The 22,679-nt window shown below is 45.0% G+C and carries 20 protein-coding genes; 14 read left to right on the forward strand and 6 right to left on the reverse strand.

Translation table 11 applies throughout. The features are described 5' to 3' along the window. Nucleotides 1-82: 82 nt before the first annotated feature. The gene (locus tag ACBR23_RS21050; protein WP_371117787.1) at nucleotides 83-739 is read left to right on the forward strand and encodes a Uma2 family endonuclease; all 657 of its coding nucleotides are present in this window, start codon (nucleotides 83-85) and stop codon (nucleotides 737-739) included. Between the two features lie 231 nt (nucleotides 740-970). Here the strand turns inward: ACBR23_RS21050 and ACBR23_RS21055 are convergent, their stop codons facing one another. The 4 genes from ACBR23_RS21055 to ACBR23_RS21070 form a co-directional block, all read right to left on the reverse strand. Continuing rightward, the gene (locus ACBR23_RS21055) at nucleotides 971-2,947 is read right to left on the reverse strand and encodes an SUMF1/EgtB/PvdO family nonheme iron enzyme (protein ID WP_371119580.1); all 1,977 of its coding nucleotides are present in this window, start codon (nucleotides 2,945-2,947) and stop codon (nucleotides 971-973) included. Between the two features lie 543 nt (nucleotides 2,948-3,490). Next, nucleotides 3,491-3,703, reverse strand: coding sequence for a helix-turn-helix domain-containing protein (locus ACBR23_RS21060; protein WP_194063647.1), 213 nt, complete (start codon nucleotides 3,701-3,703; stop codon nucleotides 3,491-3,493). A gap of 20 nt (nucleotides 3,704-3,723) precedes the next feature. Further along, nucleotides 3,724-3,936 carry a helix-turn-helix transcriptional regulator gene (locus ACBR23_RS21065; RefSeq protein ID WP_096831645.1) on the reverse strand — a complete coding sequence of 71 codons (213 nt, stop codon included), beginning with the start codon at nucleotides 3,934-3,936 and terminating at the stop codon, nucleotides 3,724-3,726. 20 nt (nucleotides 3,937-3,956) lie between these two features. Next, nucleotides 3,957-4,169, reverse strand: coding sequence for a helix-turn-helix transcriptional regulator (locus ACBR23_RS21070; protein WP_006635455.1), 213 nt, complete (start codon nucleotides 4,167-4,169; stop codon nucleotides 3,957-3,959). Between the two features lie 130 nt (nucleotides 4,170-4,299). Between ACBR23_RS21070 and ACBR23_RS21075 the strand changes: the two genes are divergently transcribed. From ACBR23_RS21075 to argH, 9 genes are all read left to right on the forward strand, one after another. Beyond that, nucleotides 4,300-4,542 (forward strand): hypothetical protein, encoded by a 243-nt coding sequence (locus ACBR23_RS21075; protein ID WP_371119581.1) that lies wholly within the window; start codon nucleotides 4,300-4,302, stop codon nucleotides 4,540-4,542. A gap of 505 nt (nucleotides 4,543-5,047) precedes the next feature. Further along, nucleotides 5,048-5,839 (forward strand): DUF4058 family protein, encoded by a 792-nt coding sequence (locus ACBR23_RS21080; protein ID WP_371119582.1) that lies wholly within the window; start codon nucleotides 5,048-5,050, stop codon nucleotides 5,837-5,839. A gap of 34 nt (nucleotides 5,840-5,873) precedes the next feature. Next, nucleotides 5,874-6,662, forward strand: a complete 789-nt coding sequence (locus ACBR23_RS21085; protein ID WP_371119583.1) for a DUF4058 family protein — start codon at nucleotides 5,874-5,876, stop codon at nucleotides 6,660-6,662. Nucleotides 6,663-7,013: 351 nt separating this feature from the next. Beyond that, complete coding sequence (locus tag ACBR23_RS21090) at nucleotides 7,014-7,739, forward strand: DUF502 domain-containing protein (RefSeq protein ID WP_371117846.1); 726 nt, start codon at nucleotides 7,014-7,016, stop codon at nucleotides 7,737-7,739. A 169-nt stretch (nucleotides 7,740-7,908) separates the two neighbouring features. Further along, nucleotides 7,909-8,541, forward strand: coding sequence for a transcription antitermination factor NusB (gene nusB, locus ACBR23_RS21095; RefSeq protein ID WP_371117847.1), 633 nt, complete (start codon nucleotides 7,909-7,911; stop codon nucleotides 8,539-8,541). Between the two features lie 180 nt (nucleotides 8,542-8,721). Next, entirely contained in the window at nucleotides 8,722-10,446 is a 1,725-nt protein-coding gene (ftsY, locus tag ACBR23_RS21100; protein ID WP_371119584.1) for a signal recognition particle-docking protein FtsY, read from the forward strand. 366 nt (nucleotides 10,447-10,812) lie between these two features. Next, nucleotides 10,813-12,300: a PP2C family protein-serine/threonine phosphatase gene (locus ACBR23_RS21105; RefSeq protein ID WP_341737688.1), complete on the forward strand. Its 1,488-nt coding sequence runs from the start codon at nucleotides 10,813-10,815 to the stop codon at nucleotides 12,298-12,300. After that, entirely contained in the window at nucleotides 12,290-12,529 is a 240-nt protein-coding gene (locus ACBR23_RS21110) for a hypothetical protein (RefSeq protein ID WP_371117849.1), read from the forward strand. Before ACBR23_RS21105 ends, ACBR23_RS21110 begins: the two co-directional genes overlap by 11 nt. Nucleotides 12,530-12,777: 248 nt before the next feature. Beyond that, nucleotides 12,778-14,166, forward strand: coding sequence for an argininosuccinate lyase (argH, locus tag ACBR23_RS21115; protein WP_341737686.1), 1,389 nt, complete (start codon nucleotides 12,778-12,780; stop codon nucleotides 14,164-14,166). Here the strand turns inward: argH and ACBR23_RS21120 are convergent. Beyond that, the gene (locus tag ACBR23_RS21120; protein WP_341735043.1) at nucleotides 14,163-14,354 is read right to left on the reverse strand and encodes a hypothetical protein; all 192 of its coding nucleotides are present in this window, start codon (nucleotides 14,352-14,354) and stop codon (nucleotides 14,163-14,165) included. The two genes, argH and ACBR23_RS21120, sit on opposite strands and share 4 nt — an antisense overlap. A gap of 699 nt (nucleotides 14,355-15,053) precedes the next feature. Between ACBR23_RS21120 and ACBR23_RS21125 the strand changes: the two genes are divergently transcribed. Continuing rightward, entirely contained in the window at nucleotides 15,054-15,509 is a 456-nt protein-coding gene (locus ACBR23_RS21125) for an NUDIX hydrolase (RefSeq protein ID WP_371117851.1), read from the forward strand. A gap of 100 nt (nucleotides 15,510-15,609) precedes the next feature. Beyond that, the gene (locus ACBR23_RS21130) at nucleotides 15,610-16,422 is read left to right on the forward strand and encodes an alpha/beta hydrolase (RefSeq protein ID WP_371119585.1); all 813 of its coding nucleotides are present in this window, start codon (nucleotides 15,610-15,612) and stop codon (nucleotides 16,420-16,422) included. Nucleotides 16,423-16,426: 4 nt separating this feature from the next. Here the strand turns inward: ACBR23_RS21130 and ACBR23_RS21135 are convergent, their stop codons facing one another. After that, on the reverse strand, nucleotides 16,427-17,245 hold the full coding sequence (locus tag ACBR23_RS21135) for a pantothenate kinase (RefSeq protein WP_371117852.1): 819 nt from the start codon (nucleotides 17,243-17,245) through the stop codon (nucleotides 16,427-16,429). A 480-nt stretch (nucleotides 17,246-17,725) separates the two neighbouring features. Here ACBR23_RS21135 and ACBR23_RS21140 point away from each other — a divergent pair, with 480 nt between their 5' ends. Both ACBR23_RS21140 and ACBR23_RS21145 read left to right on the forward strand, forming a co-directional pair. After that, on the forward strand, nucleotides 17,726-19,822 hold the full coding sequence (locus ACBR23_RS21140) for a GAF domain-containing protein (protein ID WP_371117853.1): 2,097 nt from the start codon (nucleotides 17,726-17,728) through the stop codon (nucleotides 19,820-19,822). Between the two features lie 471 nt (nucleotides 19,823-20,293). Beyond that, nucleotides 20,294-22,471 carry a Calx-beta domain-containing protein gene (locus ACBR23_RS21145; RefSeq protein ID WP_371117854.1) on the forward strand — a complete coding sequence of 726 codons (2,178 nt, stop codon included), beginning with the start codon at nucleotides 20,294-20,296 and terminating at the stop codon, nucleotides 22,469-22,471. Nucleotides 22,472-22,679 lie beyond the last annotated feature (208 nt).

Consider the following 22,679-nt stretch of genomic DNA (forward strand, 5'->3'; position numbering starts at 1 on the left):
GTTTCTGGTCACTCATATGTAAGTTCTATTCTGGAATTTGATAAACTGAGAGTAATGTTTTTTGCCGGGAGGCAAGTTTGTTATGTCTCTTGCTAAAGATTTAGAGTACACAGACGAACTACGAGAAGTAATAGTAGTTCCACCTGCTGATTTATGGAGTGATGAACCACCTTTGGAAAGTGATTTACATCGGCTGCAAATGCAGCTACTTATCGATTGTCTGGTTTGGCTGTGGCGAAGTCGCAACGATTTCTATGCCAGTGGGAACTTGACAATTTATTATAGTCCCCAACAAATTAAGTCGCAGGATTTTCGCGGGCCTGATTTTTTTGTTGTTTTGGGAACGGAACGCAAACCTCGTAAAAGTTGGGTGGTTTGGGCTGAAAATGGTCAGTATCCTAATGTAATTGTAGAAATTCTTTCTCCGAGTACGGCGGAAGTTGACAAGGGGTTGAAGAAAAAAATTTATCAGAATATTTTTCGGACACCGGAGTATTTTTGGTTTGATCCGAATGGGTTGGAGTTAGCTGGTTTTCTTTTAGTTGGTGGTCAATATCAAACGTTAGAAACTAATCCTCAAGGTTGGCTATGGAGTGAGCAGTTAGAGTTATTTTTAGGGGTGCAAAATGGTCAGTTGCGCTTTTTTATGAAGGAAGGGCAATTAGTTCAGACTCCGGCAGAAATTGCTGAAGCTTTGGCGGCGCAATTGCGAGAATTAGGCATTGAACCGAATGCTTGAATGTGAGCGATCGGGCCAGGGCGGGTTTATGATGTTGTTGGTTTCCCCCATAGATGGTTGGTAAAACCCGCCCCTACAGCCCCTGAACGTAATATTAACCCCCATTTTCCCCAAAAAAATTTTAAAGCGCGCTGACGCGCGCAAAAGGGTAAAGAGGAAAGAGGGAAAAAGAGCAAAAGAGTAGAGAAGAGTCCTCGCGGGAGACTACAGCACAGAACCAACAACCGGAGACTACGCAGAAGCCAGAGCTACGCGAAAACCGATGAATGAGTTACGATCGCCCGCCGAAAGCCCGTTACGAAAGGCACTACGGCAATTGACCGCATCGCTGTCCCAGGATCCGCCACGCCGCACCCGGTTATTATCTGTTCCAGTTTCCCAGGAACTTCCATCAGTCGGTGCGCCACTATAATTACCATGCCACTTATCGCTGCACCATTCCCAAACATTCCCGTGCATATCGTATAAACCAAAGGAATTCGGCGGAAAACTCCCGACATCCGTTGTTTGTCCGCGATAAAGTCCCTTCGGCGCAGCACCGTAGGGATAATTGCCGTCATAATTAACTAAATCTGGCGTAATCGTATCACCAAAATAGAAAGGTGTTGTCGTTCCCGCGCGACAAGAATATTCCCATTCCGCTTCCGATGGTAAACGATAAGTCTTGCCTGTTTTTTGAGTAAGTTTGCGGCAGAATTCCACAGCCTCATCCCAACTTACTTGTTCTACAGGACGTTTCGCACCTTTGAAACGAGATGGGTTGTTTCCCATCACTGCTTGATACTGTGCTTGAGTGACTTCATATTTACCCATAAAAAAAGGGGCCACAGTAACAGTACGCTGCGGCCCTTCATCGCTATCTCGCCCTGCTTCCGTACTGGGAGAACCCATCACGAAACTGCCACCTGGAATTGCTATCATATCTATAGTGATGCCATCACCGAGATTATCTGTAAAAACCTGTACTTGTCCTTGACTTCGGTTAGCAATCTGCCCCGTTGAGTTGACTGTCACTGTTTCAAAATCAAAAGTTTTTAGGGAATTTGACGATGCTTTTGGGGCTGGAGTTTCTGGTGATGGTTTTGGAGATGCTTGAGGTGATGGACTTTCTGCTATGGGTTCTGGGGATGATTTTCGAGCCGATGATTCAGGAGATGGCGGCTCATTATCTGATGGAGGTGGAAGATTTGGTGAAGATGAAGAAGATTTGTTGTTCAACAAACTTTGACTCAGCACAGCTAATGCAAATCCTCCCCCAGCAAAACCCGCTAATTGCAATAAACCTCGCCTGGTTGTGTTAGTCGGTAACGACCAAGTGTGCTGTGGAATCACAGGAATTGTTTTAACTTTGCTCCCGGAAGGATTCGTCGATAAAGATAAAAGTGCTTGCAAAGCTTCCCCAGCATTCTGATAACGCTGACTGAAATGGTCGCGCACCATTTTCTCTAAAACATCCGCAAATCTAGCGTCAATTCTTGGCACTAAATGCCGCCAAATTACTTCCCCAGTCATCGGATCTTCCTGCAATAGTTGCGGCCCAATTCCTGTTAATGCTTGAATCCCAATCATCCCCACAGCATAGACATCGCTGCACAATTTTGGTTTTCCTTTAGCTTGTTCGCTGGGTGCATATCCGGGAGTGCCTATAGCCACTGTTGTTGTGACATTTCCATTAACATTCACAATTAATTGATTGATTTGCCTAACTGCACCAAAGTCAATCAAGACTATTTTACTATCTTGGCGACGGCGCATTAAATTCGGTGGCTTAATATCTCGATGAATAACGGCATTTGGCTGATGTTCGTGAGCAACTGCTAAAACTTCTAAGATGTTTTTTAATAAGGTAATAACATAGGATTCGCTTAACTTTTTGCCGAGAACAATCTCTTTGCTTAAATCATGTCCATCTATGAATTCCTGAACTAGATAGAATTCGCCAGTTTCTTCAATGTGAGCAAACAAAGTCGGAATTTGCGGGCATTGATTGCCTAAATTGTACAAAACTTGTGCTTCGGTATCGAACAAGCGTCGGGCTAGCTGCAAAACAGCAGGACTATTTTTTTTTGGTTTCAGGTGTTTGACGACGCAGTGGGGTTTTCCGGGTAAGTCTAAATCTTTGGCTAGGTAGGTGTCACCAAAGCCACCACCCGCCAAGTATTTGATTATTTGATAGCGGTTGTCGAGGATTGTATCTGTGGGAATCATGGGTTTTAGGTGGATGGGTGGAGATTAAGCTTATTTTGACACAATCCTTGTTTTAGTTTGTAGTTGCGCTGTCTTAGTCGCCCGGTTCGCAGTTGCACTGTCTTCGCTGGGGGCAATCTTTTTTACTTTATATGACTTTACTTTATATGACGCCACAGATTCCCATTATTTAATGATATGTCAAGTCTGCATAAAAATCAAGTATTCGATCGCCCATTAATACCAATTTCATGAAGTAGCGTGACATAGCTAACCCCCCCCAACCCCCCCTTGCTAAGGGGGGGCTTTGAACTGCATCTCTAGCAAATATTTATGAAAACAGATATCTGGCATTTGCTGCCAGATTCCGGCAGGGGTTTAAACCCCTGCCTCATAGCGAAAGTCCTCTCAAAGAGGACTGAAGAAAGGATTGAAAAAAGGATTGAAATTAGAGATTAATCGATCGCCTTTTCAGTCGTCTTTAGACGACTTGAGCTATGAGGCGGGGGTTTAAACCCCCGACGGACTGTTGCAACAAACGCAAAAACCAAATCACAAATCAGTTTACCGTTCCAAAACCTCAACCAAGTCTTCCACCATCACATCGAAGACTTCAGCAAGTTTCTGCAAAGCCGTATAGTCCACCGTTGCCATTTTGGGAGCTTGGGCGTATTTTTTAACCGTGCTGTAGGGAATTCCCGTTCTGTCAGAGACTTCTTTCAGCGTCCAACCCTTCTCCTCAGCTAGTTCTCGAACCCGCAATCGTATTAAACCCATCTTCCCGCTGATAAATCAGTTTATTGTTCCAAAATCTCAACCAAATCTTCGATCGCAATATCGAACGCACGAGCCATCTTGTCCAAAGCCGTATAGTCTACAGTTGCCATACCTGGAGAATTAGCATAGGTAATTATCGTGGTATATGGAATACCTGTTCTTTTGGAGACTTCTGTTAGATTCCAACCCTTTTCTTGAGCAAATTCTCGAACTCGCAGCCTAATTCGTCCCATATTCCCAGCTAAAAATCAGCCTACTCTTCCAAAATCTCAACCAAATCTTCGATCGCAATATCAAACACGCGAGCCATTTTGTTCAAAGCCGTATAATCCACAGTTGCCAGCTTGGGAGAATGGGCATAACTTCTAACGGTACTGTAAGGAATGCCCGATCGCTCAGAAACTTCTTTAAGCGTCCAACCCTTCTCTTCAGCTAGTTCTCGAACCCGCAACCGAATTAGACCCATCTTGCACTTGACAGTCGATACGAACGTATCATAAGATTAATATTATCAAATTAGCGATCGCCCTCGGACCTGAGAAATCTAGAGCGATCGCCTTTCATTCACCACCCACAAAAGTGGGAAGGATTTTCCTATGATACCAAAAGAACCGACATATCGCGATCGACTTCAACCTTGGCATCTAATTCGCCACCTCCCCAACTGTCAGCGGTTAACAGTCGCCCGCTTCGCCCGCCGCCGCGATGCGGAATCTTACCTAAACGCACTGCGCCGTTTAATGCCCACAGTCCCGCATACAATTGTGTTCGTAAATGCGGTGTCTGTGTTGGATGAAAACAGCGTGCCAATTCCGATGCAATTGCCGATCGAAGTTTAATAGCGATCGAACTGATATCTTGTATTTGTTGTCACATTCCGGCAGGGATTTAAATCCCTGCCTCAAAGCAAAAGTCCACTTAAGTGGACTAAAGAAAGGATTGAAAAAAAGATTGAAATAGAGATTAATCGATCGCCTTTTCAGTCGTCTTCAGACGACTTTAGCTTTGAGGCGGGGGTTTAAACCCCCGACGGACTGAGGATTGATATCAAATCCGGTAACATCGGAATTATTCATCTCTCTTATCTCCCTCTGTGTTCTCTGCGTTCTAGGTCCGGTTAAATCATTCCGATGCAGCCGGAAACGATATGAAACAGAGATTAATCGATCGCCTTTTTCAGTCGTCTTCAGACGACTTTAGCTTTGAGGCGGGGGTTTAAACCCCCGACGGACTATGGCAATAAGTGCAAAATGTGCGATCGATTAATCTCTTACAGCATTCGCGCCAAAAAATCTTGCTAAACTGAAGTATCTATAAATAGACTTAAGTCAAGGAGTCACATCAATGCCATCTCCCTTTCCCGGTATGGACCCGTATTTAGAGCATCCTAACCTATGGCCTGAATTGCATCACTGGTTTATTAGTGAAATTGCCAGATTTTTATCTCCGCAACTGCGTCCTAAATATCGAGTTGCCGTAGAGTTGCGAATGTATGAAACCAGCAGCGAAAATTCAGTGCTTGTCGGTATTCCCGATGTGATTGTACAGCGTTCTCAGACATCAAATAACCCATCTACAAATGTAGCTGTTTTGTCACCTCTAGTACAACCAGTGAACGTGACACTTCCTATGCCTGAAATTATCAAAGAAGCTTATTTAGAAATAAGACAAGTGGAAACTAAAGAAGTAGTCACAACAATCGAAATACTTTCGCCTACTAATAAACGACCGGGAAAAGGCAGGCAAATATATGAGAAAAAACGCGAAAGAATACTGGGCAGTCGCACTCATTTAATTGAGATTGATTTGCTGCGAGACGGCGAACCAATGCCATTTTTTGGCAATAATATTGAGAGTCAATATCGGATTTTGGTTTGTCGGGGAAATCGCCTTCCTTCCGGTGATATGTATCCTTTTAATATTCAAAATTCAATTCCTGCTTTCCCAGTTCCTTTGCGTCCCGAAGACTCTGAACCTATTGTCGATCTGCAAATGCTTTTCAATCAAGTATACGATATTGCGGGCTACGATATGGAAATAGATTACTGTCTGGAGCCAATACCACCATTGTCTGAAACGGATGCGGCTTGGGCAGATGCTTGGTTGCGCGATCGCGGATTGCGGGAAAGTTGCTAAACTATAAATAGACTTAAGTCAAGGAGTCACATCAATGCCATCTCCCTTTCCCGGTATGGACCCGTATTTAGAGCATCTCGAACTCTGGCCAGCCCTACACCACTTGCTGATTAGTGAAATTTTTAGATTTTTATCTCCTCAACTGCGTCCTAAGTATTTAGTGTCGCTGGAAGTGAGAATCTATGAAACCGCTGACGATAATTTATCAATTGGTATTCCTGACGTAAATGTAATTCAACCAAAAACCAAGACCGAATTAATAACATCAAACGTAGCCGTTGCAGAGCCACCGACACAACCGTTAACAGTAAATATTCCCATGCCATACCAGGTTCGGGAAGGCTATTTAGAAATTAGAGAAAGGGGAAGCCAAGAATTAATCACCCTTATTGAAATCCTATCGCCTACTAATAAACGAACAGGCAAAGGGCGACAAATGTACGAGGAAAAGCGAGAAGAAATTTTATCGAGCCGTACTCATTTAATAGAAATAGATTTATTGCGGCGCGGTCAAAAAATGCCAATTGTTGGCAATAACGTGGAAAGTCACTATAGCGTTTTGGTGTGTCGGGGAAATCGCCGTCCCAAAGCAGATTTGTACGCTTTTAATGTGCAGAACCAGATGCCAGCTTTTCCTCTACCATTGCGATCGGGCGATACTGAACCTATCATAAACTTGCAGGAATTATTCAATCAAATTTACGACATCGCAAGTTACGACCTCAAGATAGATTATCGCAACTGGGAAGTCATACCACCGCTGTCAGAGGCGGATACAATTTGGGCAAATGCTTGGTTGCGCGATCGCAACTTGCGCGCATAATTCAAATTACTAGCAAAATGCAAACTCAACCACTCCTGACTTGAGTTTATAGTCAACAAGCCACCCTACCCACACCGCGTCAAGGCGATCGACTTCTTTTTCAAGTCAGAACCAAAAAGTCTTAAAATATACAATAAGTCACGTATATTAAAAACAGTCGCCAATTTGCAATCATTCTTTACATATTTCAGTACAGCATACCCACCCCTAACTCTTCCTGACAGGAGAGAGCACAGTCTAGTTGGATCGAAGACAATAAACATGGCGACTTCCATGCAAGCTCGTGCAGTTTCTCTAGTCTCAGGTTTGTTCAGGTTATTTGCAGCCAGTTACGAGGAGAGTTGACCACCCGTGCTCCAACGCATCAAACAAGACTTAAAAAACGACCTGATCGCAGGTCTTTTGGTAGTGATACCCTTAGCTACCACCATCTGGCTGACAATCACTGTCGCCAGTTGGGTCATTAATTTTCTCACCAAAATTCCCAAGCAAATTAACCCTTTTGACGGCCTCAACCCGATTTTGGTGAATTTGCTCAATCTCTTGGTAGGGTTGGCTGTACCCCTGCTGAGCATTACGATTATTGGTCTGATGGCCCGTAATATCTTCGGGAAGTGGTTGTTAGACTTGGGCGAACGTCTATTACAGGCAATTCCCCTAGCAGGTTCGGTTTACAAAACCCTCAAACAACTGCTGGGAACTATCCTCAAGTCCAATGACAAATTTCGCCGTGTGGTTTTGGTAGAGTATCCCCGGCGCGGAATCTGGACTTTGGCTTTTGTGACCGGTACGATCGAGAATAATGATATTCCGCCTTATCTTTCAGGCGAAAGTCCCATCGGCATTTTCATTCCCACTACTCCCAATCCCACTACTGGATGGTACGCTATTGTCCCGGAAGCAGATGTGGTTAATCTGTCAATGTCGATCGAAGATGCGTTTAAAGTCATCATCTCCGGCGGCATAGTCAACCCCAGCAACTCAGCTATAGTAACGGCCCAAAACACCAATGGGACAAAATTTGAGCCCTTGATGCCCGATGCGAGATATCATCCTGTTCCAGTGGAAGAAGAGTGAATCAACACATCAATAATCTTGCATAAAACCGGCCCAGACGGAAATCGTGACTGAGGGCGGTTTTTTTTTACAAGTTTTTCTGCTAAAGTCCAAGTCTGTACTGTGAACTAACCTCTAGCAATCTCAAGAATTCCTAAATTCCTAAACTCCCAATTCCTATTTAAAAAATATGAAAAAAGCCCGCGAAACCGCACGCGAACTCGCACTCCTCGGCATTAGCCAACTCCCAGCTAATCCAGAACTCTTAGAAGCCAAGAAACTCCAAGATGTCGTCCTCGCCGCCATCCGCACCCTGACTACGGAAGTTCAAGAATCTCTAGAAACCGCAGCCTCAGAAGTGCAACGAGGTAGCGACAAGCTGCTATCGAGCGAAATCCGCGCCTCCGATGTCGAAAGTGCTAGAGCAATGGTACGGGAAGCTGTGGAACTTACTCAAACGGCGATTAACCGTCTCGGTTCGGCCATGGAGTTTCCCGAAATCATCCAGCTAGCTAACCAGCAAGATGTCCGCAATTATGCTTTGCAAATCTTGGCAAAAGTAAGTGCGAACCGCCCAGAAATTGATGAGTTGCTCAAAGAAGCCCTCGTGGACTGGCAAATCGAACGTTTGCCCAGGATCGATCGAGATATCATGAGAATTGCGATCGCGGAAATTCTATTTCTAGGCTTACCCGAACAAGTCGGTGTCAACGAAGCTGTCCAACTAGCAAAACGGTACAGTGGCGATGACGGACATCGGTTTATCAACGGAGTATTGCGCCGAGTTGTCGATCGCATTAATGCACAACCAGTTAGTCATTAGTCATTAGTCAGTAGTCATTAGTCAGTAGTCAGTAGTCATTAGTCAGTAGTCATTGGTCATTAGTCAGTTGATAGTTGTAAACAAATAACAAACAACAACTATCAACTGACAAATAACAAATAACAAATAAGAACAGTCAACAGTCAACAGTCAACTAACTATATTCCCCATTTTAATTTTATGGTTTTTAATTGGTTTCGTCGCCAGTACAGCGAAAGTGGATCTTCTGAACAAGAAAATATTCCCGTACAGCCCCAAGAAGAGTCACCAACAGAATCCGCGCCCGTTGAGCCTCAAACAGATGCAGCAGATCCAAGTTCCCCCGCCATAGCAGAGGATTATTTGAATTGGGCGAAAGCTGCTTATAAAAATATTCAAAAACAGCAAAAACCGGAAACAGAAGTTACCCAGACACCAGTAACTGAGGTTCCAGCAGCCGAAACCGATATTGCTGAATCCGCAACTGTCGAACCAACTGATGCGATCGAACTTGAGGCTCCCATAGCACAAGTGGTGGCAGAAACATCAGAAATTTCTGCACCTGCCATTGTCGAAGCAACCGATGCTTCACCGACAGCCGAGTCGATCGCCATTGTTCAACCAGTAGCTCAACAATTAGAAGTTTCAACCCAACAGGGAGAAATTCCCGAACCTGCCATTTCTGTTCCCGATCCAGAATCGATCGCATCAGAACCAAATCCCGTGGCGACAGAAGTTAGGGCCGAAACAGCAGAAGCCTTGCCCTTTTGGGCCAGAGCTCAGGCCGATCGCATGGAACGGATCGAACGGCTCAAAGAAACCGCCCTCGAAGAACCAGAGGTAATTGCAGCAGCAGCAGCCAGAGCTGCAATTATCGAAGAAATTCCTGGTTTTGCCTTTGACGAAGGCTTCCTGTGGTCCTCAGAAATCCTCGCCAGTCAAGGCCGGCGGCCAGATCAAGTATCTGTCGAAGAAATCACTTGGCTGCAAAAACTGCGTAAAGGTTTAGAAAGAACCCGTCGTAGCTTAATTAATCGACTTAAGGCGATCGTCGGTCAAGGCCCGCTCAATCAAGACGCAGTAGCGGAAATTGAGACTTTATTGCTCCAAGCCGATGTCGGAGTCGCAGCCACAGACATTATAATCAGTCGCCTCCAAGCCAAACTCTCACAAGAAGTCCTACCCCCAGAACAGGCCCTAGCCTACCTCAAAACCATTCTGCGGGACATCCTCGATGCACCCTGTGCCCAAACTGCCGCCGGAAATCCCGCTTACAGTCTGAATTTTGCCCCCGAAAAAGACACCTTCAATATTTGGTTGATTGTCGGAGTTAATGGCGCGGGAAAAACTACGACCATCGGTAAACTTGCCCACATTGCCCAAAAATCAGGATACAAAACTCTGATAGGTGCTGCGGACACTTTCCGGGCCGCCGCCGTCGAACAAGTGAAAGTTTGGGGAGCTCGTAGCGGAGTCGAAATTATTGCCAATCCTGGAAAAAACACCGATCCGGCTGCTGTGGTGTTTGATGCGATCGCCGCGGCCCAGGCCAGAGATACAGAACTCTTAATCGTAGACACAGCAGGTCGTCTGCAAAACAAAAAAAACTTGATGGATGAACTCAGTAAAATCCGTCGCATAGTAGATAAAAAAGCTCCTGGTGCTACCGTAGAATCTCTACTGGTTTTGGATGCCACACTAGGTCAAAATGGTTTGCGACAGGCCGAAGTTTTCGCAGAGGCTGCAAAATTAAGTGGAGTAGTCTTGACAAAACTCGATGGATCTGCTAAAGGTGGTGTTGCCCTAGCAGTAGTGCAGCAATTGGGTCTGCCGATCCGGTTTATTGGAGTCGGGGAAAGCATCGAAGACCTGCGCCCGTTTTCTAGCTACGAGTTTGTGGAAGCCCTGCTGGATTTTAGATTCTAGATTTCTGATTTTTGATTGATGAGGTATCTGTAACCGTCCCAATTTTTTTGAGGCGGACAGGCAGCATAAACATCCAAAATCCTCAACCTAAAACTAAAATCGTAGGAATTACCTACAGGAACAGGGTTTTCGATCGACAAAGGCTGTGGAAAAGACTAGATTAAGTTGTCGCGCATTGAATTTGTAGGGTAATTTGAATTTAAATTCTTGTGGCTGGTGTTTCAACTAACCACCAAGATACAAATTGTTAAATGCAAAACAGATAATCTAGAAAATCATCGACAAAAAAATCTGGTTTCAGTTCTGCTTCTGTGTAAATGCTGAATCATTCTTCTTTAATTTAAAATCGAAAATCACAAATCTAAAATGACTGCTGTGCCTTTGCCTCGCCCCTCACCTCAACCTGCTGACCGCCCTTCTGGTCGCAATTCCATCGACGTGACGCCAGTCTTCGCGCTCAAAGAACTGGTGGCCCGCTTGCATCGATACCAGCATAATGTTCAAGATATGTTAAGTTCCCTGGGATTTGCCCTGCGGACTTTTAATAATCTCAATCAATTTTTGGAGTTGGTTCCTTTGGTAGCGACTCGCGTTACCGATGCCGATGGCGGAGCTTTGGTACTGTTCAAGCCCAATGGTCAAGTCAGGTTTCAGCAGTTGCACTGTCAATCAGGACGGCAGTGTCAAGATATGCGAAAAGCACTGGAAATTGCCACTAAGCAAGTGACAACAGGTGTGGGAACCGGGGCAGAGTTTATGTCGGGTAACTCCGGGCAAACTTCTAGTCTAGATATTCAAGTCAGTCGCTTTTTAGGCCCGGATGTTCACTTGTTTGGTGCACCAATTTTACTGAATAATTTGGAACGAGGACGGCTGTACGTTTTTAGCAGCGAATCCCAATATTTGTTCACGGCTGGGAGACAGAAATTAGTCCGGTTGGTGGCAGATCAAACCGCAGTTGCGATCGCCAAAGATGAGCTAAATGTTAAATTGGCAGAGAAAGAGCGTTTAGACAGAGAGTTGGAAATTGGTGCAGAAATTCAAGTGCGACTCTTGCCTCGTAGTTGCCCCAAAATTCCCGGTCTAGATGTGGCCGCCCGCTGTCAAACAGCTAGCAGAGTTGGCGGAGATTATTATGATTTTATTCCCGCCGACTATGACCCCATAGGCAAGGAACAGGAGTCAGAACATACCCCATCCTTGATCGAAAATCTCAAATCAAAAATGGACAAGGGTCGCTGGAGTGTTGTCATCGGTGATGTCATGGGTAAGGGAGTACCCGCTGGTCTGTTGATGACGATGACACGGGGTATGCTGCGCGCAGAGGTTTTGAACCGCCACTCCCCTGCCAGAATTCTGCAACATTTAAACCGGGTAATGCACGCGGATTTGGAAAATTCCCACCGTTTCGTGACTCTGTTTTATTCCGAGTATGACCCGAAAACTCGGACTCTTTCTTACAGTAATGCTGCTCACCACCCGCCTTTGCTTTGGCAAGCCGCCACTAATTCTATTGAGAGGCTTGATACTCTCGAAGGGATGCTAATTGGCTTGGATGCTGATTCGCGCTACCAAGAGGCACAGGTACAATTGCAGCCTGGAGATACTATTATTTATTACACCGATGGTTTTACTGATGCTGCCAATCAAGTAGGGGAGCGCTTTGATGAGGACAATTTGACGGAGGCTTTTCAATGGGCTTGTCAAAATTATCAGGAGTCTGAGCAAATTTTGAACTATTTGTTCGATCGAGTTCACCAGTTTATCGGCATGGGCAACCAAAATGGAGACGATATGACCCTGGTGGTAATGAGAGTAACACCTGCTACAGAAGAAAATCACCATGATAGTTAATTTGATGACAGAAACAACGGTTGGATTGAGTAACTGGATTAATTGGAACGATCCTGTGGATTTGTTAGTTTGGAAATCTCATTTAAGTTCGACTGTGATTTTGGGTCAAAGCTATGAGATTTTTACTAATATTCAGAAGTCTTGGAACCATTTTGTCTCTAGTGGTCAAATAGCTGCTTTTGGTATAGGGCTATTTGTGGGCTGGTTCATTAAGGGAATATTCCGTTAGTAAGTCAGTCAACTTCAAAAAAATGAAGACCCCGAAACCTGACTTCTTCCTTATTCCTTCTTTTCCCCCCTTGGGGGGGGGCAGGGGGGGGTGGGGGGGCTAGGGGGCGGTGATACCAAATCCTCTCTTCACCGGAATTATTAAACTCTCTCTTCTCTTCCTTCGCGTCCTTCGCGCCTTCGCGGTTAAATCATTCCGATACAACCGGAATTGATATGACTTCTTCGTTCTTCCTTCTTTATTCAAAAATGACAAAACAACAAACAACTTGGAGTCAAAGATTTGAATCGGCTCTGCACCCAGCTATCGTGCGATTCAATGCGAGTATTGGCTTTGATATTGAACTGATTGAGTACGACTTGACTGGTTCGGTAGCTCACGCTAAAATGCTGGCCAAAACCGGGATTATTTCAGATGCAGAAGGTGAACAATTAGTCAATGGTTTGGAACAGATTCGTCAGGAATACCAAAAAGGACTGTTTGTACCGGGTATTGACTCAGAAGACGTTCATTTTGCAGTGGAAAAGCGGCTGACGGAAATAGTCGGCGATGCAGGCAAAAAATTGCACACGGCTCGATCGCGCAACGATCAAGCAGGTACTGATACTCGTTTGTATTTGCGCGACAAAATTGCCCAAATCCGCCAGCAGTTGCGGGAATTCCAAGGGGTTTTGCTAGATATTGCTGAGCAAAATGTGGAAACTTTAATTCCAGGTTATACGCACTTGCAGCGCGCTCAACCAATTAGCTTGGCTCATTACCTGTTAGCTTATTTTCAAATGAGCGATCGCGACTGGGAACGCCTCGGCGATGTTAGCAAACGTGTTAATATTTCGCCTCTGGGTTGCAGTGCGCTGGCGGGGACTACTTTCCCGATCGACCGGCACTATACGGCCGAACTATTGCATTTTGACAGAATTTATGATAATAGCTTAGATGGAGTTAGCGATCGAGATTTCGCCATCGAATTTCTCGCAGCCGCCAGCTTGATCATGGTACACCTGAGTCGCTTGTCAGAAGAAATGATTCTCTGGTCGTCTCACGAGTTTGGATTTATTTCACTCAAAGATAGTTGCGCTACCGGTTCGAGCATTATGCCACAGAAAAAAAATCCTGACGTGCCCGAATTGGTGCGGGGTAAGGCAGGGCGAGTTTTCGGTAACTTGCAGGCGATGCTGGTAGTGATGAAGGGACTCCCTTTAGCCTATAACAAAGACTTACAAGAAGATAAAGAAGCTTTGTTTGACACCGTGAAAACGGTACAAGCTTGTTTGGAAGCAATGACGATTTTGCTGCGGGAAGGCATCGCGTTTAACAGCGATCGCCTCGCCGCGGCCGTTACAGAAGACTTTTCCAACGCTACAGATGTAGCCGACTATCTAGCCACTAAAGGCATTCCCTTCCGGGAAGCTTATAACCTCGTGGGCAAAGTTGTCAAAACTTGTCTGTTGGGGGGCAAACTCCTCAAAGATTTGACACTTGAGGAGTGGAAAGAATTGCACCCAGCTTTTGAAACCGACATTTACAGCGCGATCGCACCTCAGCAAGTGGTAGCGGCTCGCAATAGTTACGGGGGTACCGGGTTTGAACAAGTGAGGAAATCACTGACTGCTGCGCGCGATCGGCTCAACGATTAATCTTCAGCGGCAGCCATATCTTTGTCTCTGCCGCTACCAGTCATGGCGCCCATGCCACCACCGTTGCCTCCGTCAAATCGCCTTCTCTTGTTAGAGAACATATCTTGATTTCTGCGCTTGCGAAACTTGCGGGCGTATGCTTGATTTCGTTGTGCCTTCTCTTTCTTGAGATTACGGCGTTTAGCCATTCTGACCTCACTAATAAACATTGACAGTCCCCGGTCTAAAGACACGGGGATTCTTAAGACTTTGCAGCCTGAATATCCCTATTGCTAAGGTTTCCGGGCGCAATCTTTTCGCCAAAAAAACTGGCGGTCTGCTATCCTAGCATTGCAACTAGCTCCTCGGTCGTAACTTTCCCCCAGTTGGAGGGTAGGTTTTAATGTCTTGTACTGACAATTGCAATTTTACCACGCCAAAACAAGGTGTTAACATGATTTGGCCTGATAGTCAATCAAGGCAGGATGAATCATGGAACTGCCTTTGTCTCCCTGAATTAACATCCAGGGGGTTTTCAGGCTATTCTTTATAACTGAATTCAGGAGATACATTTAACAGATAGCGTGACTTGTAGATCATAGCAGGCTATAGGCAAAATTGAAAAAAAAAATCAAAAAACTCTTGACAAATACGACAAATGATAATACAACCGGGTGACTTAGCTCCTGAGTTCTGTTGGCCCGATGGTGGGAGTAATTTTATGCCTCTGGCAGATTTTCGATAGCATCAAATTATACTCTAGTTTGAGCGAGAGCTGCTACGGATTCCCCAAAAAATATGGGAAAAAAATTTAGAGACATTACTCAAACTACGTTGGCGATCGACCCTGATGGTACGATTGGAAAAGTTTAAAATTTCCGAACCCTCTTCCCAAAGCTTGTGAGTTTATGCGTCGATTGTGGCAGATTGGACAAACCGTGCTAGGACTAATATTTCGACATCCCGTCACTGGTACTGGCATTATCCCCCTATTACCTGATGGTCGAATTGTCCTAATTCGTCGGCGTGACAACGGTTGCTGGGCACTGCCGGGAGGTATGGTTGATTGGGGCGAAAATATTACGACTACAGTCCGCCGGGAATTGGCTGAAGAAACAGGGCTAGAGCTGGTAAAAATCCGCCGTTTGGTGGGGGTATACTCAGATCCCGATCGCGATCCTCGACTTCACTCTATTTGTATCGTTGTCGAAGCAGAAGTCCAGGGAACAATTCAAATTCAGGATACCCTCGAAATCAGCCAAGTAGAAGCTTTTTTACCCACATCCCTACCGAGCGGCGAATTCAGCCACGATAGCGAGAAGCATTTGCAGGACTATTTTCAAGGTCTGACAATTGTAAATTGAAACGAAGTGCAGCTAGATTTTAGTCAAATTTTGAATCAATTTTTATAACAACCACTCAACCTTGGATGAAGGTTCTTTTGATTAATGAATATTTAACCGGATGTACTCACAGCTACGAAATTCTCGCATCAAACTTTCTTTAGGACAAATATTCTGGCACGAAGTCGGCCAGGGGCCAAACTTGGTGTTTTTGCACGGTTCTTGGGACAACAGCAATCAGTGGCTGAAGACGATCGAATATTTATGTCCCCAGTACCACTGTTTCGCACCAGATTTACTGGGATTTGGCGATTCAGAACGCCCTAAGATGAATTATTCCATCGACCTCGAAGTAGAATGTCTCGCCCAATACTTAGACACGTTAAATCTGCAAGAGGTTTATTTGATTGGTCACTCCTTGGGTGGCTGGGTAGCCACTAGCTACGCCCTCAAATATCCCGATCGAGTCAAAGGTTTGGTGTTGTTAGCGCCCGAAGGAGTGAATGCCGGCACTAGGCGAGGACGCTGGCAGATGGCTAGGTTGCTGACGGGTACACCTCCTGTGGCTTACTGGCTGCTGCGATCGCTCTATCCCATTGCTAAGTTGTTTGGGGGTCAAAATAAGATTGAGGAACTACTCAAGTTCAGAAAACAGTTGATAGGTTCCCCAGTGGCGATGAAATTGCTATTTAGGCGGCGAGGAGCCGAAATTAAGGCAGAGTCGGTTGACGAGAAGTTGTGTGAGATCACAGCTCCTTTATTGTTGTTACAGGAATCTCAAAATCCGGCTCCTGCTTCGTCGTCTCTGTGTCAGTCCTATGCTGCTCTGGCGACGAGGGCAGAGATTGAATTTATCAATTCTGAGAGCATAAATTTATTGGTAGAATACCCCGATCTGGTTGCTAAGTATATTCGGGAATTTGCCAAGCAGTGAAATCTCAAATCAGAAATTGATTGAGACCCCAAAAAATAGCTTCTGGGGTGTCAATTACCCTGGCGGCGGTGTCAGGAAAGGTGCTGGCGAGATATTGTAACAACAAAGTGCGATCGCCCCCTGTCAAGGCTATGTGGCTATGAGGAAACAAGCCCAGCCAATCTTCAATAAAATCATTGACGGCTGCTACCACACCGCGCACCACTCCGCTGACAATGGCGCTCTCTGTATCCCCAGCCCAGCGCCCAGTCAGATTATCTGGTAACATCACTACAGGTAAACCAGCAGTTTTCTGTCCCAGAGACCACAATTGCAACCCTAAACCCGGTAGAATAGCGCCCCCAACTAAACGCCTATTGACATCGGCTCCAGTAAATGTTAAAGCTGTACCAGCATCTATAACTAATATTGGCCAACCTAATTGGGTGCCAGCGCCCAATAAAGTCAAAGCTCTGTCAATTCCCAGCGTCGGATAGAGTCCCTCGATGGGTAACTGGTCTAAAGTAATAATTCGGCTATCAGGATAACTCTGCCAAAGTTTGGTTTGATCTGGCACTACTGAAGCCAACACTAAAGGTAATACGCCCAACTCTGGTTTGCGAAGTGACGCAAGTTCAGGATTAGTAGAAATGAGCTTTTGAGCAGATTGTTTCTGGATCGACTCGATTACTGTCTGGACTAGAAGTTCTGTCATTTCATCCTGAGATAGATGCTGCACAGCCTGAATACTCAAATGTTTTGTATCCCATGTTGTTTGGAGAGTTTTGCTATTGAATAATCCCCAGTGCAAACGGGAATTGCCGATCGCCAAAGCTATGGTCATCTCCGTTTTACTATTTAATCCAGAGATAAAATTGACAGTATTTGTTTGCGGGCAGAAAATTTCAGCACTTGGGTTTGTCATCTTGATTAACAGAGTAGGCGTAAATAAAAATTGAACTAAAGATGGATTTTAGGTAGTTTTTTAAATCTAAAATCGGCGGTTAAATCTCATATACCTCTCCCATATTTTTTGTGGAACAGCCACGAAAATATTTTAAAAATAGGATTTAATAGAGAGGGATAATGGACACCTTATATTCAACTAGCGCAGGTTGATAATTAGTAGGAACTACTACAGACTGTTGGTGAAAGCGTTATTATAAGTATAATGTAAAGCGATCGTAGCTAAGCTAGAGCTGCATCCTTTATAATATTTAAGAAGAGACAACAGTCCGGGTAAGTTTGCTAAGGCTGTTGGTGGGGTAAGCATAGGTATAAAAGACCAGACTAAATAAAGATAATTCACAAAATCTGAGTAAATATGTCTTTAAAGATACATCAAAAAAAAACCTCGCCAAAATCAACTTCCACGTTGCCTGAAGCAGACAAATGGAGACAAGAAGCAGGTCTTTCGTTACCCGAAATAGACGAACAAAAAGCCCTGATCGTGCAGATGCAGCAGCAAGTTCAATTATCAAATTTGCTGAACCAAATTAACAACGAAATTCGTAGCACTCTTGACATAGAACAAATTCTAACATCGGCGTGCCGATTGCTGGGTCAAGCGCTAAATTGTAGCCGATCGAGTATTTTAGTCAAAGAATCAAATACAGACAAAACCTTGATTACACGAGGAGAATACAACGCGGGAGACTATCCCATACAGTTAGGTATGAAAGTACCCGTGGTTGGCAACCCCCACTTGGAAGCCATTATATCTCAACAAGAGTCCCTAGCCGTAACCAAGTTTATCGATTTTCCAGGATTGAACGAACGCAGTAGAAAAATTGCCATAGATTTAGAGATTAAGTCTATGCTGGCAGTAGCTACTCGTTACCAAGGAGAAGTGAATGGAGTAATTGGGCTGCACCAGTGCGATCGCGAACGGGAATGGACGGATTGGGAACGACAGTTGTTAGAAGGGGTGGCTTTCCAATTGGCGATCGCCATCAATCAAGCTAAATTGTATAGCCAAACCCTGCGCCAAGCCGAACAGGAATCGCTGTTGCGGCTGATCGGCAACCAAATTCGTAGTACCCTAGACCTCAATACCATCCTCGACACAGCAGTCAGAGAAGTCCGTCAACTTTTACAGTGCGATCGGGTAATTATCTATCAATTTCAAGACAACTGGCGGGGAAAAGTAGTTGTTGAAGACATGAGTGTTCCTTGGCCTTCAATTTTAGGAGATATGGGAGCAGACAAGTGTTTTAAGGGGGATTATGCAGATTTTTACCAACAAGGACGAGTCAGAGCAATCAATGATGTGTTTAATGCCAATTTAGAGCCTTGTCACATAGATTTTTTAGATAGCTTGCAGGTAAAAGCGAATCTGATCGTACCAATTGTCACATCCCGAAATCCCGAAAAATCACCCAAAAATTCCCTAAACTTCGATCCAGAATTACCCGGTAGGCTGTGGGGCTTGCTAATTGCTCACGAGTGTGGCGATATTCGGAATTGGGAGCAGCAAGAAATGGAGTTACTGTCGCAGATAGCGGACCAAATGGCGATCGCCATTCAGCAAGCCGAACTCTACAGCCAAGTCCAAGAAGCCGCCGTAAAATCGCAAGCTCAAACCCAACAGTTGCAGGCTACATTAGAAGAACTGCGATCGACTCAACAGCAATTAATTCAAAGTGAAAAAATGTCCGGTTTGGGGCAAATGGTGGCAGGTATTGCCCACGAAATTAACAACGCCAATAATTTTATTCACGCTAATTTGTTTCACACCCAAGAATACGTCAAAACCTTAACAGAAGCCCTGGAATTCTGTGGCAAAGCTTGCCCTGAAGCGGGAGATGCGATCGCCCAAATCAATGAAGAACTAGAACTAGATTACATTCGCGAAGACTTTCCACCCTTGCTCAATTCAATGATAGAAGGCAGCAACCGGATTCGGTCAATCGTGACAACACTACGGAGTTTTTCTCGCTTAGACCACTCCGAATTTAAAGCTGTGGATTTGAATGAAGGTTTAGAAAATAGTTTGTTGATGCTGCAAAACAAAGTAAAATCAGAGATAAAAATCAATAAACTCTACGGCAAATTACCAACCGTTAAATGTCATGCAGCTCAAATCAATCAAGTATTTTATAATTTGATTGACAATGCTTTAGATGCCATAAATTCCACTAAAAAACCAGGAGAATTAACAATTTATACCCAGGTCAAGGAAACTGGGTGGGTAACAATCTCTATCAGCGACAATGGCCCCGGCATTCCTGCGGAAATTCAGCACAAAATTTTCGATCCATTTTTTACTACTAAACCTGTAGGAAAAGGCACTGGTTTGGGACTATCAGTATGTTACCAAGTGATTGTTCAAGCTCACGGTGGCAAGATTAACTGTGTCAGTAAAGTTGGTGAAGGAACCGAATTAATTGTGGAGTTACCCATCGCAAATCAGAAAGGTTAAATTCCTAAAAATCTTCTGGAACAAACCGGGAGAGCGCCACCCAAAGCCGCACCAAAGCCCCTAGAGTTGATTACCAAACCCTCACACCAGGGCTATCAGGCCGCATTGGTCAGATTTTGACATTCGGCAAAATTTCCGGATCAAAGTTATTGATGATGAAAGTTAGGTATCTCTATTAGACATCTCCCATAATTATTGTGGAATAGGCTGGATAGCCTGTTCTTCAGAGGCTTTTTGGGAGACGTCTATTAAGTATGTGCAAGTAATTACCTACAACATTTCAATAGGGGCAATTAAGCCTTCAAATGCTTATTGGGCAAGCATTTTGGTTGTAAAAGCATAGTTAATTAATTTACGTACACGTACTTAGAGAGAATTTTTTGGGGCAGTAACTGACAACTATAAAGAAAGCCCAAATTAGGGTTTTCAGTGACTGCTAATGCTTAATTACTCATCCTCAAAATAGAAACTATGGCTACTTCCTTGACTGGTACTTTGGGTCAAACCAATAATTACAGCAGCGTCAATGACCTAATCGCAAAATGGCCGACTATCGCCCGGAATCTAGGCATCAAACTATCTGGGGTAGCTTTTGATGGCGTGGAAACTGACTATCTAAATACTACTGAAATCAGCAACCTCACCTTGGCAACTAACGACAACCCTAAAAGCTGGTTAAGTTACGGCAATAGTGCTGGTATTGGTGTCGCATCTTCTTATAGTGGTTGGTTCACAGACCCCAATAAAATTCGGGCGGAGATCAACTATGACCCCAACACCAATCAATCTCAGGCGCTGAAGGTGAAATGGGCAGATAACCAAGATATCAGTAGCGCCACGATCGACCTCAGTGCATTGAGTCCCAAAACAAGTCCAGGACTAGGCGATCAAGGTAATGAAGTTGGTTTGCTGCAAATCTTCAATAATGGGGTTTTGGTACCGGCTACCAATTTTACTATTAGTCGCCTCAACGCTCCGATCGCATCAAAACCCCTCTCTGTGTCTTCAAATGGAGTGACTTTCACGGGCGATCGTACCGATGGCACTTTCCAATTCAAGGTACAATCAAATTCCACTAGCGTCGCTTTTGACGAACTGCGGTTCTCCGCCAAAGCCTACGATAGCCCCACCGCCGCCTACCAAGCCACCTCCTTCAAAGACGATAGTTCCGACTACCTAGTGCGGAGTATTCAATATCAAGGCCTCGATGTAACACCAACTCCAACTCCGACTCCGACTCCGACTCCAACCCCTGCAAATATCTTCCAGTTTCAGCAATCAAGTTACACAGTGAATGAAGGTGGCGTAGCGACGATTAACGTTACTCGCACAGGTGGTACGGGGGCTGCATCGATTAACTACGCTACTGTTGACGGTTCCGCAAACGCTGGCGGGACTGCACCGGATTACAATGCGGCGGCGGGGACATTGAATTTTGCTGCGGGGCAAAATATCGCTAATTTCACGGTGGCTGCTCTGAGCGACATGATTTTGGAATCGCCCGAAACAGTGAATTTGGTGCTTAGCGGTGGGAATGTCGGCAGCAATCCGTCGATTTTGACGATTAATAATGTGGTGCCAACTCCGACGCCAACCCCTCCAAGTATCTTCCAGTTCCAGCAATCAAGTTACACCGTGAATGAAGGCGGTGTGGCGACGATTAATGTGACTCGCACAGGTGGTACGGGAGCTGCATCGATTAACTACGCTACTGTTGACGGTTCGGCAAGTGGTGTCGGGACTGCACCCGATTACACTGTAGCGGCGGGGGCGTTGAATTTTGCTCCAGGGCAAAATATCGCTAGTTTTACGGTTACTGCTCTGAGCGACATGATTTTGGAAGGGCCGGAAACAGTGAATTTGGTGCTTAGCGGTGGGAATGTCGGCAGCAATCCGTCGATTTTGACAATTAATAATGTGGTCCCAACTCCCACACCGACACCAACACCGACCCCAACACCGACACCCGGTCAAAGCACGTTTTTCTTCAGTGCGGCTACTTACAGCGTCAACGAAGGTAACACTGCACCGATTACAATTAATCGCAGTGGCGACCTTTCAGCACCAGCGACGATCGTGTTCCGTACAGGTGACGGTACTGCTCTATCTACGGGTTCTATTCCTGATTACAATAGTGTGGCTCAAGCGGTCAATTTTGCGCCCGGACAAGCTAGCGCCCAAGTTCCAGTTCAAACTTTATTTGACAGTCTCACAGAGCCGAATGAGACAGTGAATTTGTTCTTGAGCGGCGGCAGTTTGGCAAGTCCGTCAGCAGCAGTTTTGAGTATTATTGATACTACTGCTGTGCCTCCGACTTTCTTCTCCTACGGTTCGTCTTCTGGTCCTATTGCTGATAGTAGTTTTGGAAGTTTTACGATTAACCGGAGTGGCAATACTGCGGTTTCGGCTTCGATCGACTTTTTGATTGCTGCCCCTGGTGGCGCTCAACCTGTCAACAACGCAGACTTCAATATTTTCGGTCAATATATTCCGACTGCTTCTGGAGGCACGGTGAACTTTAATCCCGGTCAAACTAGCGTTAGTCTGACGATTACCAATAATCCTGGTTTGACTGCTGGGGTGGTGAATTTAGGCTTTGGCGCAGGTCCGATCGGCGCTCCGGCATCGACTGCAATTACTCTGCTTTAACGCTGTTAGGAGGGCAAAGATCGCGAACCCTTTCAAGGTCGTACTCTTAGATGCTACACCCGTTATTCGAGTACGACCTTGAACCGCTCTGTTAAACCTACCCAAAATTACCAAAGTCTAGACTTAGCTGGACATTAGAAATTTTGGTGTTAACTTCCTGATTCATCGTAGTCTCAAGATGACTCTTGAGAGGTTTGTCTACTCCACA

It is taken from the genome of Microcoleus sp., from assembly GCF_041354475.1.
In the GTDB taxonomy this organism is placed as follows: domain Bacteria; phylum Cyanobacteriota; class Cyanobacteriia; order Cyanobacteriales; family Microcoleaceae; genus Microcoleus.

Bases quoted from the DNA above. Each gene is read 5' to 3' on its own strand.
- ACBR23_RS21135 (WP_371117852.1), bottom strand. From the start codon at position 17,245: ATGACCATAGCTTTGGCGATCGGCAATTCCCGTTTGCACTGGGGATTA.
- ACBR23_RS21120 (WP_341735043.1), bottom strand. From the start codon at position 14,354: ATGGCTAAACGCCGTAATCTCAAGAAAGAGAAGGCACAACGAAATCAA.
- ACBR23_RS21105 (WP_341737688.1), top strand. From the start codon at position 10,813: ATGACTGCTGTGCCTTTGCCTCGCCCCTCACCTCAACCTGCTGACCGC.
- ACBR23_RS21130 (WP_371119585.1), top strand. From the start codon at position 15,610: ATGTACTCACAGCTACGAAATTCTCGCATCAAACTTTCTTTAGGACAA.
- ACBR23_RS21145 (WP_371117854.1), top strand. From the start codon at position 20,294: ATGGCTACTTCCTTGACTGGTACTTTGGGTCAAACCAATAATTACAGC.
- nusB (WP_371117847.1), top strand. From the start codon at position 7,909: ATGAAAAAAGCCCGCGAAACCGCACGCGAACTCGCACTCCTCGGCATT.
- ACBR23_RS21065 (WP_096831645.1), bottom strand. From the start codon at position 3,936: ATGGGACGAATTAGGCTGCGAGTTCGAGAATTTGCTCAAGAAAAGGGT.
- ACBR23_RS21085 (WP_371119583.1), top strand. From the start codon at position 5,874: ATGCCATCTCCCTTTCCCGGTATGGACCCGTATTTAGAGCATCTCGAA.
- ACBR23_RS21055 (WP_371119580.1), bottom strand. From the start codon at position 2,947: ATGATTCCCACAGATACAATCCTCGACAACCGCTATCAAATAATCAAA.
- ACBR23_RS21050 (WP_371117787.1), top strand. From the start codon at position 83: ATGTCTCTTGCTAAAGATTTAGAGTACACAGACGAACTACGAGAAGTA.
- argH (WP_341737686.1), top strand. From the start codon at position 12,778: ATGACAAAACAACAAACAACTTGGAGTCAAAGATTTGAATCGGCTCTG.
- ftsY (WP_371119584.1), top strand. From the start codon at position 8,722: ATGGTTTTTAATTGGTTTCGTCGCCAGTACAGCGAAAGTGGATCTTCT.
- ACBR23_RS21110 (WP_371117849.1), top strand. From the start codon at position 12,290: ATGATAGTTAATTTGATGACAGAAACAACGGTTGGATTGAGTAACTGG.
- ACBR23_RS21075 (WP_371119581.1), top strand. From the start codon at position 4,300: ATGATACCAAAAGAACCGACATATCGCGATCGACTTCAACCTTGGCAT.
- ACBR23_RS21125 (WP_371117851.1), top strand. From the start codon at position 15,054: ATGCGTCGATTGTGGCAGATTGGACAAACCGTGCTAGGACTAATATTT.
- ACBR23_RS21080 (WP_371119582.1), top strand. From the start codon at position 5,048: ATGCCATCTCCCTTTCCCGGTATGGACCCGTATTTAGAGCATCCTAAC.
- ACBR23_RS21070 (WP_006635455.1), bottom strand. From the start codon at position 4,169: ATGGGTCTAATTCGGTTGCGGGTTCGAGAACTAGCTGAAGAGAAGGGT.
- ACBR23_RS21140 (WP_371117853.1), top strand. From the start codon at position 17,726: ATGTCTTTAAAGATACATCAAAAAAAAACCTCGCCAAAATCAACTTCC.
- ACBR23_RS21060 (WP_194063647.1), bottom strand. From the start codon at position 3,703: ATGGGTTTAATACGATTGCGGGTTCGAGAACTAGCTGAGGAGAAGGGT.